Genomic DNA, 19,502 nt, shown 5'->3' with positions numbered 1-19,502 from the left:
TCAGTTGATCTGTACCGAGCCGCCCTTGATCCGGTTCACTCCAGATGATCGGCTCGAGAGGTAGGCGCCTCGGATCAGTACCTTGCCTTCACGGGTAAGAGTGATGCTGGCCTTGCCGCAACGCAGGACGATTTCCCGTTCTGCGGTGAACTCCAAACGCTCGCCGTCCAGGTTCGCGACGGCGCGGGGCGTGGTTTGCGGCAGGCGCTGGATGCGACCGATCACCAGCGGCCGGGCCGGGTCGCCGGCCTCGAACATCAGCGCGACCTGGGCGCCGATGTCTTCGCGACTGAGCGGTGTGGTGGTGCGCGCGGCGAGCCCCGCGTCATCGGGGCAACCGGGAAAAGCCACCACTGGAGCGTCGGCCAGGGGCACATCCAGCAGCACACCAATCACGACGCCCTCCACGCGCACGGGCGTGGAGGAGGGGGCGAGGTGGTATTCGACGGTCATAGCGCACACTCCATGGCTAGTTCTGCAGAATCTTCTGGCCTTTGACGACAACGTTCCTGTTGGCCTTGATGTTGATGGCGCCGGAGCCGTCGATGGTGATGTTCTTGCCGCTGATCACGATGGTGCCGTCCTTCTTCATGGTGATGCTGGCCGCGCCCGTCGTCAGGCTGATGGAGTCGCCGGCGTTGAGGACAAAGTTCTTGCCAACGTCCAGGCTGTCGTTCTGCTTGATGTCGGTGGTGCGGTTGCGTGCGACGTCGCGGGATTCGTTCTGGCCGATCTGGGTACTCTGGTTGCCATTGATCTCGATACCTTCGTTGCCTTTGACCGTTTCGTTGCGGTTGCCGCTGATGCCGATGGTCTCGTTACCGCCCACGTCCTCGGTGCGGTTGCTGACGATGGTGATGCTTTCGTTGGCACCGACCTTTTCCGTGCGGTCCGCACCTATGGTGATGGTCTCGTTGCTGCCCACCTTTTCGGTGCGGTTGGCGCCGATGGTTATTTTCTCGTCGCTGCCCACATCTTCGGTGCGGTTCACGCCGATGGAGATGGTTTCGTTGTTGCCGACGGTTTCCTTGCGGTCGACGCCGATCTTGATGGTTTCGTTGTTGTCCACGGTCTCAGTGCGGTCGTGTTTGACGTGCACGGTTTCGTCGTTGTCGATGGTCTTGCTGCGGTCGTGGCCGACCCAATGGGTCTCGTCGTTCTCGACCTCGATGTCCTGATTCTTCTCGGCGTGGATAAACAGTTGTTCCGCGCCTTTCTTGTCCTCCATGCGGATCTCATTGAAGTTGGCCTGTGAGCCGTCCTTGCTTGAACGACTTTTCACGCCACTCTGAGTGGCATTGGCTGGCAGCTTGTAGGGCACGGTCTGTTCGGCGTTGTAGACGCGACCGGTGATGATCGGCCGGTCGGGGTCGCCTTCGAGGAAGCTGACGATCACTTCCTGACCGATCCGCGGGATCTGCACCGCCCCCCAGTTTTTGCCAGCCCAGGCTTGGGACACGCGAATCCAGCAGGAGCTGTTTTCGTTGGATTGGTCATGGCGATCCCAGTGGAAATGCACCTTGACCCGGCCATACTGGTCGGTCCAGATCTCCTCGCCACTGGGGCCGACCACCACGGCGGTCTGTGGCCCGCGGACAATGGGCATGGGCGTCAGAGGGAGAGGGCGGAAGGCTTGGCTGGCATCCATGCAGTCCAGTTCGCTGACGAACTGTTCGGCTAAATCTGACTGTCCGCTTTCATAGACTTCCTGACGGATCTGATAGCGCGCGACCACCACCAGGTATTCGCGATTCTGGTCCGCACGGTCGTAACCCGTCAGCGTGAACAAATGACCGGAGCCCAACCCGCGGGCCCGGCCGCGCAACTGCACGCGCTCGAACTGGCTGTGAATGGCTTCGATGCGGGTGCGTGCGTAGTGATCGCCATCGTTGCTCTGCAGGTATTCACCGGGGTAGTCATACAGCGGATGGTCACCGTTGCTGTGGTTGCGTACCACGCTGGAGCGCACCTCAAGGCTGGCGCGCGGGCGCAGGAAGTCATAGTCGTTCAGCGCCAGCGAACCCGGCTGGACTTCCCGTGCCAGTTGCCAGTCGTAGAAATGATCGCGCTCGCGCATTTGCCGATCGGGCGGATAGAAGGGCACCGAGTCGTAGTCCGCTGGCGTGGAGTGAGCACCATAAGCGTCGGCCAGCACCAGAACATGACGCTCCTTTTCATGGCGGAAGTAGTAATAGATGCCTTCCTGTTCCATCAGCCGGCTGACGAAATCGAAGCTGCTTTCGCGGTACTGAACGCAATATTCCCACTCACGGTAGCTGGCGCTGAGGCTGTCTTCAAAATCAGAGAAACCGAGGTCGCGAAACACCTGCTTGATGATGTCCGGCACGGTCTTGTTCTGGAAAATCCGACAGTCCGAGGTCCGCGTGAGCAGCCAGAACCATGGCCGCAAACTGACGCGGTAACCCGCGAACTGGCCGTGACCGGTCAGTTGCCGGCAGCTGCTGATAATGCCGTGGAAATAGCGTTTGCCGCCGTTGTACAACTCCAGGGTCAAACCCATCGGTTTGCCCAGCAACTGATCGAACTTGATCGCCCGGTCTTCGGAGGTAAGGTCCAATTCGTAGTGAAACAACCGCCCCAACTCTTCGCTGCCATCCATGCTCTGCAACAACAGGACATCGCCACCGAGAGGACTGTCGACCTGTACCAGACGGTTGTTTTGGGTGATTGCCATCTACGGCTTCCTTGGCTCGTGTTCGGGCATCCGTTCGCCGTAAGGAAGGCAGCGGCGTATCAGCAATACCGGCCAATGACGGCCCCTCAGATGTTCAAGATAGGTGACCGGTGGTCGCTGACTTAGGTTATTTGGTTATAGTTTCATTCTAGAACCGCACCAACAGTGATGAGCACCAGCAACTAGGCTCCAGACAGGAGGAGGGGCCCGACGGCAAGGGGCGGGCGATTATCGTGTGTTTGCCACAGTCGAATGTTCTTGAGCCCCGGCCTCCAGCACCTGCACCATCACCTCGGATTGCCAGGCGAAGTACGGGTTGTAGGTCAACCGTGCATGGACTTTGCCGGGCTCACGATAACCCCAGTCCGAATACCAGACAGGGCCACCTGCCTGGCATTGTTGGTAAGCCGTGTCGCTCTGGCCGTTCCAGCACAGACGCTGGTTACCCTGGCGACCATATTGCGGATTATCGGGGGAGAACAGCACGCCCATATGGGAAAACTGACTGATCTGCTCGGCCGGCAACTGGTCGCTGCGCACCAACAGGCGCGGACTTTGCAATTCGTTGGCGAGGTTGCCATACCAGATCATCCGCGACCCCGGATTGGGGAAACGCCGATTGAAGGCGTCCCGTACAAACTCCACATCCACCACCGAGTCATGGGCCGCACTGACCACCAGCACCGGGCGGTCGAACGCCTGCGATGCCAGCTTGCTGCGCACGGCCGTACTGCTCAGGTAAAACTGGGCGAAGCCATTGGTTGGCACGTTCTGGTAGCGCAGCGACGTCTGCTGCGGGGCCGCGCTGGTCGGCTGCCGTAGCCATGGTTTGACCTTCGCCAGCCACGGCAACACCCAATCAAACCCAACATTGGACTTGAATGCCGGGGAAAACAGCACCAGCCCAGCGATCGACTGATCGTCCATGGCGTACGCCACAACCAGGTTGGCACCGGTGGAGAAACCACCCAGGTAAACGTGGCCGACATCCTTGCGTAGCAGCGTCACCTGTTGCTCCACGGTTCGACGCCAATCATTGATGTCAACGTCGAGCATATCGGCCGGCCGAGTGCCGTGTCCGGGCAGCAGCACGGTGCGTACCCGATATCCCTGGCTGGCCAGTTGTGTCGCGACATCTACGAATGAGCCGGGCGAATCGCCAAGGCCGTGAACCAGAAGAACGCCTCTACCATTGGGCTGCGCGGGTACCCATTCACGGGGAGCGTTCCACGCCAGCTCCAAGGTGTGGTCGGGATTCTGAAACTGCCGATTACGCTCAATCTGCGCCAGGGTTTGCAGGCGGTAGTCGCCAAAGCTGACCGGCGCCGGCTGGGCGACCTCAACCGGAGCGCGCGCGCAGCCGGCAAGGCCGATCATCAAGAGCGCGTAGAGTGCTTTCATTGGGGTTTCCATATGTCCATTTGATGTCCTATCGAGAGCGATAGATGTACCACGCGGGTCGCAGTGCACAAAACCCGGAAGAGTTACTTTAGGTGGGGGAGCTGACGTCAGGGTGACGGGTGGCTGACAGGGGTGCGAGTAAACGCGCTCTATACACATGCTGTTTAACAAGTGGTAGCTTTCGAGCATGCTCTGTGTGGTCTTTTCCTGTGGCGCGTACCATGCGCAGCACTTCCCACCCGTCCAGCGCAGGCATCATCACATCTAGGATCAAGAGGTCATAGGACTCACTCAGCGCGTGCTGTAGAGCATCTGTACCGGTCATAACCCGGTCCATTGAAGCCCGCTTCACTGAGGCCTTGCTGCAGGTATGCACCGGTTTTGGGTTCATCTTCAGCTACCAGTAGTTTCATGCGAGCAGACTCCAAATATCGGGTGGCCTGAATTTGCAGGCAAACCGCGCCCCCAACCAGAAGCTTACGAAAATGTAATTCTGACTTCAGGTCACTGACAGGGTGACTTGTCTAGGGTGCAAGCACGAGCACTAGGTTGTGCTCTCGGCCCTCGACAGACCAAAAGCAGAGGTGCCGACCATAGTTTGCACTGTTGGAGACTGCCCCATGAAATCGCTGAAACCTTTGCTTCTGGTTGGTTCGCTACTGCTGTCTTCTATGACTTGGGCCGAAGGGGGCAGCGACCGTGTATTCGAGCGCATCCAGCAGATGCGTGACAAAGCAGAAGCCGTACTGATCCAGGCGGAGAAGGCCCCGGTCGGCGAGCGGCATGTGCACATGAAGGAGCATATGAACATGCTCGAAGACATCATGAGCCAGCTGCACAACGAACATCCCGCGCCAGACATGTCTGCCGAAGAGCACCTGGCCTGGATGGAAAAGCATGACAAGCTGGTAGACGACGTGCTGGGTCAAATGATTCGAGAGCACAAGCTGATGATGGCCGACAAGGAATGCCATCAGTAAAGGATTTCCCCCATCTTCCAGGCCTTTCGTGATTGCTCCTTTGGCCTAGCAGCGCCTCTATGGCGCGTTGCCTTTTCCCAGCTGACGCAATTGTAGTTTTGGGGTCAGCGGCCTGGCAGCAAGCGGGGAATAGCATGAGATTTCCAGCACCCATCGCGAGGTCTCACCATGAAAGGCTTATCCTTTAAGCTGCTGATCAGCACTCTGTTCATTAGCACCACTTTTCCGGCATTTGCCGAGGCCGGCGGCAATAGCAATGGCATCGGGCAGCAGACCCAGGCGACTCCGGGAACTCGTACCATCTTGGTAAAGATGGACGACATCAACTACAGCCAGAAAACGATCGATGTGAAACCGTGCGCTTCGTTCTGAAGAACGAGGGCGCGTTGATGCACGAGTTCAACATCGGGCAGACAGCTTCCCAACTGGAACACCAGCGTAAGGTGATCGTACGCTGACGTCTATTGATACTCGTCAACTCCGCCCAGTCTGAGACACCTATGCTGATCCAGCTGCCATTGAAACGAGGCTATTGTCATGGACCATACCCATCACACCAGTACCACTGAACCGCCTTTTTGGAAGAGCAAGATTGGCATTGCGCTGATCATGCTGGCCGTAATCGGCATCTTCTATGTGGCACGCGAGCATTACAGTCACATCTCGCAGGCCCTGCCATACCTCATCCTGCTGCTATGCCCGCTTATGCACCTGTTTGGCCACAATCATGGCGGGCACTCCCACGCTAGCGGTGCCACGGTCTCCAAGGATGAAGATAGGAAATAAATCGCATGCGAAATTCCTCCTGCCACGATCACGGACATGCACACAACTCGCACGGTCAACCGGAAAGTCAACGCGACCCCGTGTGTGGCATGGAGGTGAAATCTGATAGCCCATACCGCGAGAGCGTTGAAGGGAGGACCTATCGCTTCTGCAGTGCCAAATGCCTGCAGAAGTTTCAAGTTGATCCCCACTCGTACATGGGCCACTCGTCTCATGAAGCACATCAGCATACGAGTCAGTCCCCGATATCGGCACCAGAAGGAGCCGCATATACCTGTCCGATGCATCCTGAGATTCGCCAACCGACCCCTGGCAACTGCCCGATCTGTGGCATGACGCTGGAGCCTGTCATCCCGGAATTGGAAGAGGAGGAGAACCCGGAGCTGAAGGACTTCTCACGGCGGTTCTGGTGGACCCTACCGCTGACCGTCATCGTGACCGTGCTGGCGATGGCTGGCCATTCCTTGCAACTGTTTCATGGCACGACCCAGAACTGGGTTGAGCTTGCTCTGGCGACGCCCGTGACGCTATGGGGTGGCTGGGTGTTCTTCGCCCGCGGCATTGACTCCATCCGGCACCGCAGCCCCAACATGTGGACGCTGATCGGTTTGGGAACGGCTGCTGCCTACTTATACAGTTTGGCCGCTACCTTGGTTCCGCGGTGGTTTCCGGCGGCCTTTGTCCAGGACGGACGTATCGGCGTCTATTTTGAAGCAGCCGCGGTGATTATCTCACTCACGCTGTTGGGCCAAATGCTCGAACTAAAGGCCCGCTCGCAGACGTCCGCAGCTATCAAATCGCTGCTGGGACTGGCGCCAAAGACAGCGCGGCGCATCAGGCCCGATGGAGTAGAAGAGGACATTCCTCTGACTCATGTCCATCAGGGCGATCATCTGCGTGTCCGGCCAGGCGAGAAGGTTCCTGTAGATGGCACTGTGCTGGAGGGTGAGAGCGCAGTCGACGAATCGATGCTCACCGGCGAGCCAGTACCGGTTACCAAGCGGATAGGCGATGCCCTTATCGGTGCCACCCTGAACACCCACGGCAGCCTAGTGATGGAGGCGCAGAAAGTGGGTGCCGAAACTATGCTGTCGCAGATCGTGCAGATGGTGGCCAAGGCCCAGCGCTCCAAGGCCCCCATGCAGCGTATGGCTGATGCGGTGGCAGGGTATTTCGTGGTCGGGGTGATCCTGATCGCGGTCCTTACGTTCTTCGGCTGGGGGCTATTCGGGCCGGAATCAGGCTGGGTATTTGGCCTGATTAATGCGGTGGCGGTGCTAATCATTGCGTGTCCCTGCGCTCTTGGTCTGGCAACCCCGATGTCCGTCATGGTTGCGACTGGCAAGGCCGCTAGCTGCGGTGTGTTGTTCCGCGATGCCAGCGCCATCGAAAATCTATGCAAGATCGACACGCTCATCGTCGACAAGACTGGAACCCTGACCGAGGGGCGTCCCGTATTCCATAGTGCGGAAGGGACAGGCGGTTACGACTCCAATGAGGTGCTGCGCCTGGCTGCTAGTCTCGACCAGGGTAGTGAGCACCCGCTGGCTCATGCCATCGTCGATCATGCGCGTGGTCAAGGCATTGCACTGGTCAAGCCGGCTATTTTCGAGTCTGGCTCGGGCATTGGTGTGCGCGGGCAGGTCGATGCTCATCAACTGCAGCTCGGCAACACCGCGCTGATGGACGAGGCGGGTGTCGATATTACCCCGCTGCGTAATCGCGCCGAACAACTGCGTCTGGAAGGCATCAGCATCATCTATTTGGCCGTTGATGGTCGCCTGGCGGGACTCCTGGCCGTTTCCGATCCGATCAAGCCTACTTCTCAACAGGCTGTCTCCAAGCTTCAAAGCGAAGACGTGAAGGTCATCATGGCCACTGGTGATGGCCTCACCACAGCAAGAGCCGTGGCGAAGCAGCTCGGAATCGAGGAAGTGCATGGTGAGGTCAAACCGCAGGATAAGGAGAATCTAGTCGCCGATTTGCAGGGCTATGGCCGTCGTGTCGCCATGGCGGGTGATGGCATCAACGATGCGCCCGCCCTGGCCAGGTCTGACGTAGGTATCGCCATGGGCACCGGTACCGATGTGGCGATGAACAGTGCCCAAGTGACGCTGGTCAAAGGAGATCTGATGGGCATCCTGCGAGCGCGCACCCTGTCAGTGGCGACCGTGAAGAACATGAGGCAGAACCTCGCCTTTGCGTTCCTCTACAACGCGATGGGAATCCCGCTAGCGGCGGGGCTGCTTTACCCGCTAACGGGGCATCTTCTGTCGCCCTTGATTGCTGCGCTGGCGATGAGCGTCAGTTCGGCGTCGGTGGTCTTCAATGCTCTGAGGTTGAAATCAACGGACATCGGCTAGTCTCCCAGACCACCGGCCAACGGCTGGGCCTTATTGGGCTGGGGCAGTTGCGTGAATAAAATCACGAAGGTCATCCAGGCGCTGGATCAGAACGCACGGGTAGAAGTGGATCGAGCAGCCGGCAAGGTCACCGTTGAGAGCATAGAAAGTGCCGAATCGATCCGCATTACCGACGGCCTGGAGAAGGACAGCACGCAATGAATAAACACTTCCCACACATGTCGTTTAACATAATATACATTACACGTAACAAAGTATGTCGCTACCAGCCGGACTATCCAGCAGATTTTCCACCAGACGCTTCCCCTCACCATAGTACTCGGAACTGAAGATTCATATAAAACGGAAACTAAACGGTCGAAATCCCGCTACCTAAGCCATTTCTGATTTTTACTGACATGACCTGAAGCTTCTTCCTCCATTTCAAATCTTCGCTGGCCTAATCACAAAAATCCTGTAGAGCGTGATGTTATCGCTCAATGCTGATGCGGTTCGGCAGATCATTCTCCATTTCAAGTCTTTACTGGTGCAAATCGAAGCACCGCATCCATTTCTAATCTTCACTGACCTGATTGACGTTCAAAGTGCGGCCAATCATTTCTAGCCTAGGGGCCCGTCAGCTTGTTGTTCAACATGCTGCTTGCCAGCCCCAGCCGTTGATACGACGTTTCAACGTGCTTGTCCCGTCGATGGGCACCACGCCTCAATTTGGCCTACAGATTGAGCATCCTCATACCAGTTGTCGCCAGGGAAAGCTCAATGCGATCCGAATGCCTACTGCATCAAAAGTTGCGTCCGCTCAGGACTGCGTTCGCAAAACCACAGCTTATTGAAACGCTCGCCCAAAAAGAATCCGTTTCCCGACAAACAGGTATTGCCCGCTTGAGCCAGCCGGAGCGGTTTTTCGGCCTGATGTGGCGGCATCGCTGTGGCAGCGTCCTCGCACGCCCTGTGCCTGAGCGACACTACGGCGCAAGCCGACGCTGTCAAGCCCATTACATCTGGCTTGGGTGTCTGGATCGTCAAGTTGTCTAGGTATGCTGCATGGTATTTGGCTTTTAGAATTAAAAGCTGCTTGAGCAAAACTTACGAAAAGGCTATAAGGGCAGGACGCGGCGAACTAACATCATAAAGATCAATATAATTCTTGCTGGCAAGCCAGTTCTGTCTTCTAGCGTTAGAGAGCTCGCTATTTGCTATATTCCGCCCCGCTTCGCTATGTTTGAGTTGTTGCTTCGAAGCCTAACTCAACTAAATAGTCATTTAGTTGAGTTAAGTTTGTTTTTTCAGTGGCATGCTCCACGCCAGATACCCCGCCCTTCGTCGTTCTAACTCCATCAGGCTTCGGCTAATTCTTCAGGGGTGAAGCAACCAGTCGTATCGCGACCGACTATACCGCTCCTCTTTTCAAAAAGAGCCTTTCAGGAGGCCTCGCCAACGTTTGAGCTATCAACCATTTCAAGGAGGAGTCTGTGCAGCCACGCGACAAGGGTACGTCCATCAGGCCCTCTCGGCTTGTGTCCGTCATGCAGTGATGATGCATACTCATCTGTATTACGTATCCAGCGGTCGACGCTATGAAAAGAACTCTCGCCGTACTTGAGCTCTTCGCCTTTGGTATGGACTCCATGCTGGCTGAGGCCCTTCAGGCCGATGGCTGGACACCTCACAAACTGCGCCAACGAAGCGATTGGGAACTGATGCACCTCGGCCTCAGCCCCGAAATCAGGCAGTCCTTGCAGGACATCCAGTCCCCATCGATCCCTATTAAGGAGCTGATTGAGGTATTGGATGTCAACCACAGCATGTGCTGCATTTGCAGGGTGCCAGATCAACCCATCGTCGCTCACAGCATCAACCCGTTGGCTGCCGGCGAGCTTCCTTCTGCAAAAAACCTTGCGATTCTCTGCATATATCATCAGATCGAGGCGCAGAGCACGCGACTTACCACACACGCCAGTAGAAGCCTACCGGCACCTGAGTGGCTAGTTGCTGCAAAAAAAGCCTGGGAGGTGTACTACGACGAACCGGATTTGATCTCAATCAAGCAGGCTGAGAGAAAGCCTGGCGAGGTCAACTGGTGGTACTTCAACCTGACGGGCCTTTGTGAAGTCGTGAAACCTAGTGTTGATCTACAGCAACTGCCAAGCTTCCACTCTGTCTTCTCGAAAGACCTTTGTGACAACGAGGGGTTTCCAGTCTGGGCCTGTGGCGCCCCCTCCCCCTACCAAGGCCTTGGTGGCTTGGCTCTGCACTCATACATGTTCGAAATTCTATTCGAGCTCTTGGGGTTGCGTTCTTTGAGGATTATCTATCCAACCGATCGGCAAGCCTCAGTGATTGGAACTGTGCATTCGGGAGATCTGATCTGCTTTCATGGTGACCATGTGTTCGATGACGTCCTACCCAGAAAAACCGACCAAAACCTCATGCAGAGCACATGCAAGTTTAGGGCAATCGGAATCAGTTTCGTATTTGACTTAAGGGAGGCGACATCCAAGTTGGCACGATCCACTTTGCTTTGTGATCAAAGTAGATTGGCTAGCATTCTATTGGTTAGCAAGGTCGGCTGGGTTGAAGATAAGTACTGTATTCTTGGAACTGTGATGGCGATACGGAGTGCTAATGTTTAGGGCAGGTTTTGGGCGGAATCATGAAACCGAAGACGCCGCTCCTCGATATCAGCGTTGCTCCATTCAACAGCCCTCCTTTCACGCATGGACTTGAACTCTGTTTTTCCGTGTTACCAGACGTTGCCGGTGTTTCAGCTTGCTGAACCGAGTTTTTCCTTGATCATATCGAGGCTCAGTCCATAGCCCAGCAGGTAGGAGCGCGATTTCTGGGCCGGGTTGATACCGAGATCGTCCCCGTAGAGCCGCCTGGAGAGCTCTGCGTAGCTTGGGCATTTCATAGCTACACGGATCACGAAGTCCAGCTGATTTTGCTCGAACAAGTTAAGGTTATGGTCAGGTAGAAGTATGGCAACGTAATTATCCGTAGCGCCAGTGACCGGGCTCGGTGATCCCTTCCGTCCGAGGCGTACGTGATCATTGAAGCCCAGCGAAGACCATTTGGCTCGAAGCGTTGTGATCTCTGCGCCAACAACCTCTTCTGAGATGATTTCGCTAACGGAGCGCGTAATCATTCGCTCTACGGAGGCGGAAAGGTCTCGAAAATTCGCCAGCCAAGGAGCCTCGTTTGACAATGCGAATGCAAGGTACTGCCTTAGGGCCTTTGCTGAAAACCGCTGTATATGAGGAAGTGTGTTTGTCGATCTCTTTAGCTCGTATACGAGGTTTGGCTCTATATCTTCCGGTCGCTCCTGCAGAGACGGAAGCCTGAATTCCCAGGTTGAGAGCCGAGCCAGAAGGTCGGCTCGGAACTGACCGTTCCTGACCATCCCCTCAAGATCCTTATTGGTCGCAGCAATCAGCTGGAAGTCGCACTTTACAGGTTTACCGGAGCCCAGCGGGGTATAGACCCGATCCTCCATTGCTTGCAACAGCATCGCCTGCTCAGGCAGTCCAAGCTCATCAATGTTGTCGAGGAACAACATGTCGTTGTTTGAAAGTTGGAGCTCACTTTTCGGGGCGCCGGTGACGCCAAGGAGTGCCTTGCCTTTATGGCCAAAGAGCGCGGACATCGCAGGCATCGCGGACATACCCTTCAAGGCCATGCAGTTCACCTCGACAAATCGGTCGGTGAGCAACGCGGTGCGTGCTTTGAGCTCATGCAGCCGACGCGCCATGGCAGTTTTTCCGGCACCTTCAGCGCCCCTCAATAAAATTGGGTGGCGCGACCTCAGTACAGTCCCCTGGATGTCTTCGATCATCTCGTTGTAGGCAATATTTCGCGTTGCTATGTTGTCCTTGAGCAGGTTGATCCCCTCAGCGTTCCCCATTGGATACTGGTTGAGGATGACGTCGTAACGCGAGAGATCCAAATCGATGACTTGCACCATGGAAGCCAGGTCTTCGGTCTTTGCATTCAGGCACTGCACGAGTTTCACTGGCCATCGGCGGGACTGGGCAATCGTGCAGAAGCAAATCTGCTGGATTGGCGTGCAGGTGGTTATGTTCAGGTAGTACTGCACTGCAGGGTCAAACTGGAGAACATCACCGAGGCGAAGCACCCTCATATAGGTCGCGCTTATGTTTGACGAACTTGGGGCGGTCTCCATCAACTGAACATCAAAGCCGTCGCGCATGCTCTTAGCGTCCTCGGCAACGAGGGTCGCCAAGGCTTCATCTCCTTTTTCGTATAGAAGAACCAGTCGGTCGATCTTTGGCTCGCTTGCCAGTGCTATCCCGGCGTTTGGACGCCACGCGGTGCGGCGCCGGTCGGTGCTGCCACCGTCCAGCGAGGTGCTGAGAAACGAAATCATGATCGAAGTGGACATATACCGCCCTGATTATCCCTGAGGCTGGTGCGGTTGAAGTTAAGCATGCCGAGAAGCGAGCTTCGTAGCGTTTTCTCGCGATTGGCAGGCTAAGCAAGTCTCGGCGTCGGCCAAGCTGACAGGCACCTCTACGCTTCACCCATGCGACCGCAGGCCGCTGGCAAATGGGCCATGAATTTACTGAATGTTGATTCTCTGTTTATTGGCAGAAACCACCTTAGCCGCCCCCTACCCTCATCAACGCTTATCCTTGCTGCTGCAGGTCATTATTAGCAGGCCTGGCTCCAGTCAGGCCGCGGAGAAAGCCCGCCAGGCCATGGCTCAGCTTAAACTGCAGAAACAGTGGCGATCCGAAAGGGATCTTGACGTCGTAGCCACCACCCGGTTTTCCTTCTTTCTGCAGTGAAGGAACCTCGGGGGCAGCCACGAGCGCCAGGCACCGTGATGAGCTCGTTGGTGAAGGCGAAGCCGTAGGAAAACTCTGACATCTCGGGTTTCATTGTTGCTGCGTCCTTGCTGTTGGGCATTCATGACAATGCATCTGGTTTTAATGTCCGCGAGTGGCAGTCGGCGACTACGGGACAGGCGCTGGCGCCGGAAGCTCCAGAATCGACCAGCCAGCTTTCTCAAGCGCAGCCTTGCGTTTTTCACCAGTAGCGCCCTCCCCCAATGAGCTCTGGCGTATGGCCAAGCACAGCATGTGCGACGGACGGGTCATCCCGACATACATTAGCATCATGTCTTTCTTCGCTGTGTCCTGAGGCCTCTTAGCAGCTGCTTTTTTGCCCTCAAGACATGGCATGAGTTTCTGGATGAAGTGGCTGCCCCTGAAGGTCTCCAAAATTATCGTCGCTGCGTGTGTCTTGCCCTTTTCCGAGTGAATGGATGACATCCGGATATCCACGCCGGCGGAGACATCCTGGAATCGATAGGTGTTTACAAGGGATCCCCCTGTCTCTCCGGTTTCGGTGGCAACCGGAGCAGTCTCGAAGGCAAGGTACTGGCGGCCTAAAGGTTCAGCTGCAACACCCTCAGAATCATAGAGCGCGGCAGCAAGAGTCAAGAGTTTCGGTGCGATGACCTTAACCCAGTCCTGCTGCGTGATTTCGGACGGCACAAACAGCATCTGCTGGAGACACTCGCGGTACCGAGCGAAGGCTTCGGGCTTGGTCGTAAATTTCTCACGCACAGCGGCTTGGTGCCGACCTCGCATCTGAACCAGGCTACGAGGGAAAGCCAGCTCACCGAGGTTGATCAGGCACAAAGCCAGCAGCTCAACGGCCGAATTGGCTGTGGGCTCCTTCATCGCATAGCGGCGTGCCACATGCGCGCCCTCCGCGAACGTGCGGGGGTTGAACGATGTTTTGGTCGTATCAGACCGATAGGATGACCAATAATGCTCCAAGGCCTTCGGGTATTGATTTGGTTTGAAGTTTTCAAGCCGATGCACGGCGCCGACGGCGAACACTCCCTTCTCGCGGATATCTTCCGGAAGGTGCTTCAGCACCAGCTTGCCGAATTCGTCCAGCACTCTGGTTGCATCCTTGTCCGGAAAAACGATGATCGTGTTCGGGATGGTGCTGGGTTCCCCTTCCGCCCGCAGCCCTTTCAAGCCATCTGTGATCGGGGCATAGGCAAACGGGTTGGCAATCGACGCAATTGCCTGATCAAAGCGGAAGCTGCTAGCGATCTCCAACTGACGCTTTGGGTCAGGGAACGGATCTGACAGTGGTGTCTTCCTGTCGAAGATTTCCTGGTTTGGGTCGCCGACGCGGATGACCCGAACATCTGGATCATCGTGAGGAAAGACGCGTTGCAGTATGCCCGCCTGGTCAGGTTGGGTGTCCTGCATCTCATCGATCAATACGCACGGGAAGCGCAGACGCAATGCGCCGCCCACAGCTGGTTCTTGGTCGAGTAAGGCGTGGCCCAGCACGAACACTTCATCGAAGCAGAAATAACCTGCCTTGGCAGCGCCACTCAGCGATTTCACCACACTTTTGTAGGTGGCGGTGTGTGGCGCAAAACCGATATCTTCATCCCCGAGTGGATGATCAAAATCGGCAGACCGGACTCGCAAGCTGTGGAGGCTTTTATGCTTCATCTCAAAGGCCGTCTTTGCACCGAAGTGCTCGCTATCCGTCAGCTTTCTTCGGCGTGCCTTGTGCGTGAGGTCATCGTCAATGGCCAGCAGCCCAATCCCTTTCGAGCGCAGCCATGGCGAAGCCAAGAATCGTCCGGTGAAACCATGGATGGTGTCGATATAGTGAGGGAAGCGCAGCAGCCGTTGACCTACTTCCGTACCGCCGAGGCGTTTCTCGATCTCTTCCCTGGCCGCGTTGGTGTGTGAAAGCACACAGATACCCTGCATACGGCTCTTCCAGTGACGAGCCAGGATGGCCAATTTCGCCACGACCAGCGTCGTCTTGCCGCTTCCCGGGCAAGCCGCTAAATCGATGGTATCCATGGACTTCAAGAAATCACGACGAGGCTCGTCCAGCGTTTCCAGCCCCATAAGCTTGATGACCCAATCCACATCGGCATCAGTGATGGGGGCAACCAGTTGGCTAAGCGTCATTCGGCGACCTCTTCCAGCGGATCAGCTGAGCCTGCCGGTGCTGCCGGCACCACGAGATTGTGAGCTGGGCTAGAGGTTGTGGTCAGTGCGGCACCTCCGGTTGCGTACTCGATCGCGTGGACAACATAAGTGGGCAGCAGCCCACGCAGCATCGTGGCGTCCAGGGTTTTGTTTTCAAAACGCTGGTCGATCAAATCGATGAGGTGCTGGGCTGCGATCGCTTTAGAAGCTCTTTTAAACAATTTGTAGATCGCGGAACACCTAGCATCCTCGGTGGTATAGGTGGTCTGGATCTTGTCGAAAGCTGTCTGCGCCTTCTTCAGCAGCGTGATCTTGGTCTCCTTGCCTTCGTCGATCTTTTCCTCATTGATGGCAAGGTATGCGGCATGGTGGACTTCCAGCGAAAGCCCCTTGAACGCTAGGTCGTACTCAAGCGTCCAGTGATCTGCAACGTATGTGCGCACGCATTGCCCGTCACTTTCTGCTCGCTTGTCGCGGTGCTCCTTGAGGCCTTTTTCAAGGTCAGGCGCAGTGGCACCGAAGTCTTTCATCGCGCGCCAGCGTCGATCGGCTTTGTCTGGCCATACAGCCCCTTTTACTCCCTTCAGGCTCAAAATCTCGGGTGCACAGTCCGGCATCACGTCCATGTCTGTAATGCAGGCGGTAGGCACTGATATCTCCCCCTTAGAGGTGTCTTTCCGCTGCAGGATTTTCGAATACCGGCGCAGGCCGACGCCGCCCACGTTGATAATCGATACACCATGCTTGGTGAGATCTTTGCCAAGTCGCCGAGCGAGTGACGGCAGCAGAATGGCCTCGGCATCACCTTCTACGACCAGTAGCCCCTTCGCAAAGAACAGACCCGCTTTGGTAACGTCCAGGAAGCGGCTGAGGAAGCGATAGTCGTCAGGAGCAAGGCAGGTTTGTTCTTCCGCAAGGGAGAACGCTTGGTGCCGCTGCATCAGAACCAAGTTCTGCAACGGAATTTTGGAGCTTAGGTTGGGGCTGTGCGTGGTCAATATGACTTGAACCGGCCTCAAGCCTGTAGCTGGCTGAGCCGCAGCCTCAAGAAACTCCATCAATTGGAGTTGGCGCTGAGGATGTAGGTGCGCTTCTGGCTCTTCGATGAGGAGCAACGGAAGTCCGTCGGGCTCTTTACCGAGCAACAGTAGCTCACAGGCCATGAACAGCACGTTGTTCGAGCCCAGCCCATAAACGCCGCGGGCTTCACCTGTGGCGTGATCCAACAGCCCCAGCTCCAAACGCTCTAGGATCTGTTTGAGTTTGGCGGGATCCGTTCCCGCCTCCCCGAAACCAATGCGACTTGTCAGTGGCTGACCAGCAAGGGAGAGCGGACGCAGGTAGGTGTCGTTGATTTCCTTCTGCGCGGAGACGATGGCGCCGTGGCTATTCACCAGGTGGCGAAGATAGTCGCCCATGCCTGCAATGCTGAGGGCCTCAGCGTCAGCAAGGTCAGCTGGAAGCGCTGCAGGATCAAAGACGCTGCCGGCGTCAATGTTCGGGAAACTACTGAGTACCTGAGACAGGCGGGAGTTTCTACCCGGCGACATCTCTCGTTCTGCGTCGCGCAGCGGTTTCAGATACGCGGTGGCCAGTAGTTGCCGTACCCCCACGTCCAACGTCGGGCCTTCTCCGTTTTCACCCGAGCGAACCGAGATGTCGACCCATTTACGGGTGGAGGCGGAGGCAACGATACGGCGAGCCGACCAGTGAACGTATAGCCTCCCAACGCCACCCTTGTAGGTCACATACTCAGCGAACGCGCCGAGTTCCGCGGGGCTCAGTCCTTCCAGCGTACACCTGAGGGTGATGGCTTCCGCCTGGGTGCCATCGTTGGCGATGTGAAAGTCCTCGATCTGTAGCCTGAGATACTCAGCATCACGTGTCTGCAGAACGTAGCGAATCGCATCGATGACTGCGGTTTTGCCCGCGTCGTTTTCACCTACGAGGGCTGTCACGCCTTCGTTGAACTGGATGTTCAACGCATGACCGCCTTGGCCGAACTGGCGGAAGTTTTCGATTTTCAAAGCCGAAAGGTACACAGCGCTACCCTCACCTGATTCAGTGGCAGGGAGAGGGTCGCTGAGCGTCAACCTGACCGATGCTATCTCTCCCTGGATGCGCTAGCTATATGCCATGAAAAAGCCATTGTTGCTAGACGATTCATCCGGTTGCAGCCGGATCGTGATAATTCGGCATACTCGCGTGGGCGTATAGCCGCTGCGAGTATCAGTGCGGCACAAATTGATGGCGGCGTAGCCCGCGCAAGACGTCAAGGTTCATTTACGATGCTGTCGGCCCAGGCCGGTCGCGAACAGGCCGAAAGCATCAATACGCACAGGAGCTTTTCGTTTGGCAGCAAAAACACTAACAGCCCGCGAGGCCTATCAAACCCTGCGAGACATTGTCCAAGGGGTACGCACCATGCGCCGCATTGGCCAGCAGTCGTGGGCTGAGATCTACTGTGGCTTGATGACTGTCGAGGCCGACGGCTGGGTGTTCACGTTCTACAACGATTGCGACACACTCGATTACTGCGACAGCTGCTACAGCCCCGAGGGACGTGCTTACGTTTTCGAGTCGCTGCAGTCGTACAGTACCGACCCTGTGGAGCTGTTGAGCACTAGGGAGCAGGCCACGTTAGAAAAATTGCTGAGAGACGCCTAGACGCCCCGAACTCAGCATAGGTCGATAAGGAACTAACCTCACCCAGGGCGACTCAGGAGGCGCACGGCCAATTTGCCCGGTGGGCATATGGAGGTTTACATCATCAGGGTGTGGCTGGCTTGGCAGCCCTGAGCCGAATCAGGCTCGACATCTGACACGCCTCTAGAGCGCTGTTCCCTGACAATCAGGCGACAAACCCATGCTCCAAGCGCCTGATAAACTCGATAACCGTGTCCGTCTCCAGCCTGGTCGTGACCATAGCGTCAGGAGCTTTGCCGCCAAATGCTTTTAACGGACGCGACATCCAGTGCATCGCTGCGTCGATATCACCGCCATACAAGCGCTTCACGGCGTCGAGCACTTCCAAATAACGGGCTTGTTGATCGGGGGGCAAAGTGCTCATGAGTACGCTCCTTCTGCGGTCTGATCCTAGACTACACCATCGCCATCCGCTCACTGCCTCCCCCTTATAGGCGAGCCTGGTGCCAGTTTCAGGCGTGCCTATTACTACGATCCCTGCAGGTGGTTACGTTGGCCTGAGGCCGGCGTCTCAGGAAATGTGTAAATCAGTTTTTTGACGTGTAAAGTGGGGTGGTTTACACATCAAAAAATTGGTTTACACACCGAGTCGAGGGCGGTTTCAAGCTAGATCTTCATTTCTCTCCCGGATTCCCTCCCCGTCTCCCACTGCGTATCAGCACGCTTTGACTCAAGTCCACAACACCATGGTTTCCGTCATTCGCATACGCGCTGCAATCGCTCAGCAAACAGAGGCAGATAAAGCTCAGACTCGGCTATTTGCCACCAAACCTTGTTCTCATCCTGGTCGATGAAGGCCAGCAGATCGTGCGCCAGAAAGACCTCAAAGCCCGCCCTCGCGACCTTATCTTCGGCGGTGAACTCGTAAAAACCGGCTTGGGCAAGTAGCTTTTTGACGATCAGCGGCAGCAACCAAGCGGAGAAAATGAGGTGGTTATGGCGAGGCCAGATGCTTCCCTTCTCACCATTTGCGGGGCCATGAGCTGCGGCGTTACGAGCGGCACAGAAATCGTGAACCCAGGCGTCGAGCGGGCGATCTACGTGCTTGTCCCAGTGCTTGCCCCACCACTGTTCGTCCAGATTACCCTTATGCCAGATGGGCGGGTTCGGTAGCTCGTCGAAGTGTTCGTTGATGGCTCTCCGGAAGGCAGCTTTGTCATGCGGAACGTCAAGCAGCGTGTCTATGGCGACCCGCATCAGGATCAGTTCGGATCGTTCATCTATGGATGACGCATCGGTATTGGCTCTGAGGAAGGAAACGACCGCTTCGTCGATGCGTTCCTTAAGTTCTCCAACAGGTAGCTTGAGTAGTGCTTCAAACAGTGGGATGTCGAGCGTAATCCGCGAGCTGCTGTCGACGTGGTACGGCCGAATGAACTTGAGCCCTCCACTGCCCGCCAGCATGTTTTGTGTCCCACCGTCACGCCGACGCGTGGTCACACAGGAATGAGCCGGTGACGCGACATCAAACCGCTGCGCAACGACTTGGAGTGTGTCGGCGTTGCAATAGTCGGAAGTTGAGCACAACGACCGACCTACCAGGGCAGAGAATGCGAGATACGAACACTGAACC

Annotated in this window: 16 protein-coding genes and 1 pseudogene; 8 read left to right on the top strand and 9 right to left on the bottom strand. The window is 56.4% G+C overall.

The window, feature by feature from the left end:
* From AC3I65_RS12400 to AC3I65_RS12385, 4 genes and pseudogenes are all read right to left on the bottom strand, one after another.
* Positions 1-453 (bottom strand): DUF6484 domain-containing protein, encoded by a 453-nt coding sequence (locus AC3I65_RS12400; protein ID WP_047226482.1) that lies wholly within the window; start codon positions 451-453, stop codon positions 1-3.
* Positions 454-469: 16 nt separating this feature from the next.
* Positions 470-2,695: a type VI secretion system Vgr family protein gene (locus AC3I65_RS12395; protein ID WP_488523814.1), complete on the bottom strand. Its 2,226-nt coding sequence runs from the start codon at positions 2,693-2,695 to the stop codon at positions 470-472.
* 228 nt (positions 2,696-2,923) lie between these two features.
* On the bottom strand, positions 2,924-4,072 hold the full coding sequence (locus AC3I65_RS12390) for an alpha/beta hydrolase (protein WP_488524307.1): 1,149 nt from the start codon (positions 4,070-4,072) through the stop codon (positions 2,924-2,926).
* A gap of 223 nt (positions 4,073-4,295) precedes the next feature.
* Positions 4,296-4,509: pseudogene (locus AC3I65_RS12385) on the bottom strand (response regulator); the annotation flags it as partial.
* A 207-nt stretch (positions 4,510-4,716) separates the two neighbouring features.
* Here AC3I65_RS12385 and AC3I65_RS12380 point away from each other — a divergent pair.
* From AC3I65_RS12380 to AC3I65_RS12355, 6 genes are all read left to right on the top strand, one after another.
* Positions 4,717-5,076: a co-regulatory protein PtrA N-terminal domain-containing protein gene (locus AC3I65_RS12380; protein WP_274090442.1), complete on the top strand. Its 360-nt coding sequence runs from the start codon at positions 4,717-4,719 to the stop codon at positions 5,074-5,076.
* Between the two features lie 168 nt (positions 5,077-5,244).
* Positions 5,245-5,448, top strand: coding sequence for a hypothetical protein (locus AC3I65_RS12375; protein ID WP_274090441.1), 204 nt, complete (start codon positions 5,245-5,247; stop codon positions 5,446-5,448).
* A gap of 165 nt (positions 5,449-5,613) precedes the next feature.
* Positions 5,614-5,862, top strand: a complete 249-nt coding sequence (locus AC3I65_RS12370) for a DUF2933 domain-containing protein (protein ID WP_076384697.1) — start codon at positions 5,614-5,616, stop codon at positions 5,860-5,862.
* 5 nt (positions 5,863-5,867) lie between these two features.
* A complete protein-coding gene (locus AC3I65_RS12365; protein WP_274090439.1) occupies positions 5,868-8,225 on the top strand; it encodes a heavy metal translocating P-type ATPase in 2,358 nt (785 codons plus the stop codon).
* Positions 8,226-8,258: 33 nt separating this feature from the next.
* Complete coding sequence (locus AC3I65_RS12360) at positions 8,259-8,426, top strand: heavy-metal-associated domain-containing protein (protein WP_076384701.1); 168 nt, start codon at positions 8,259-8,261, stop codon at positions 8,424-8,426.
* Positions 8,427-9,802: 1,376 nt separating this feature from the next.
* Positions 9,803-10,858, top strand: a complete 1,056-nt coding sequence (locus AC3I65_RS12355; RefSeq protein WP_488523813.1) for a hypothetical protein — start codon at positions 9,803-9,805, stop codon at positions 10,856-10,858.
* Between the two features lie 131 nt (positions 10,859-10,989).
* Here the strand turns inward: AC3I65_RS12355 and AC3I65_RS12350 are convergent, their stop codons facing one another.
* Positions 10,990-12,624, bottom strand: coding sequence for an RNA repair transcriptional activator RtcR family protein (locus AC3I65_RS12350; protein ID WP_488523812.1), 1,635 nt, complete (start codon positions 12,622-12,624; stop codon positions 10,990-10,992).
* Between the two features lie 184 nt (positions 12,625-12,808).
* Between AC3I65_RS12350 and AC3I65_RS12345 the strand changes: the two genes are divergently transcribed.
* Positions 12,809-13,030 carry a hypothetical protein gene (locus AC3I65_RS12345; RefSeq protein WP_488523811.1) on the top strand — a complete coding sequence of 74 codons (222 nt, stop codon included), beginning with the start codon at positions 12,809-12,811 and terminating at the stop codon, positions 13,028-13,030.
* A gap of 168 nt (positions 13,031-13,198) precedes the next feature.
* Here the strand turns inward: AC3I65_RS12345 and AC3I65_RS12340 are convergent, their stop codons facing one another.
* On the bottom strand, positions 13,199-15,202 hold the full coding sequence (locus tag AC3I65_RS12340; protein ID WP_488523810.1) for a UvrD-helicase domain-containing protein: 2,004 nt from the start codon (positions 15,200-15,202) through the stop codon (positions 13,199-13,201).
* Positions 15,199-17,265, bottom strand: a complete 2,067-nt coding sequence (locus AC3I65_RS12335; RefSeq protein WP_488523809.1) for an ATP-dependent nuclease — start codon at positions 17,263-17,265, stop codon at positions 15,199-15,201. The genes AC3I65_RS12340 and AC3I65_RS12335 overlap by 4 nt, the downstream gene beginning before the upstream one ends.
* Positions 17,266-17,575: 310 nt before the next feature.
* On the opposite strand from AC3I65_RS12335, the gene AC3I65_RS12330 reads away from it, so the two are divergent.
* A complete protein-coding gene (locus tag AC3I65_RS12330; protein WP_488523808.1) occupies positions 17,576-17,890 on the top strand; it encodes a DUF7693 family protein in 315 nt (104 codons plus the stop codon).
* Between the two features lie 184 nt (positions 17,891-18,074).
* Here the strand turns inward: AC3I65_RS12330 and AC3I65_RS12325 are convergent, their stop codons facing one another.
* Positions 18,075-18,293, bottom strand: coding sequence for an antitoxin Xre/MbcA/ParS toxin-binding domain-containing protein (locus AC3I65_RS12325; RefSeq protein ID WP_488523807.1), 219 nt, complete (start codon positions 18,291-18,293; stop codon positions 18,075-18,077).
* 332 nt (positions 18,294-18,625) lie between these two features.
* Positions 18,626-19,333: a hypothetical protein gene (locus tag AC3I65_RS12320; RefSeq protein WP_488523806.1), complete on the bottom strand. Its 708-nt coding sequence runs from the start codon at positions 19,331-19,333 to the stop codon at positions 18,626-18,628.
* Between the last annotated feature and the right edge of the window lie 169 nt (positions 19,334-19,502).

This window comes from Pseudomonas sp. N-1-13, from assembly GCF_057787095.1.
Note: the sequence above shows the minus strand (reverse complement) of the source record. Positions and strands in the feature narration are given on the sequence as shown.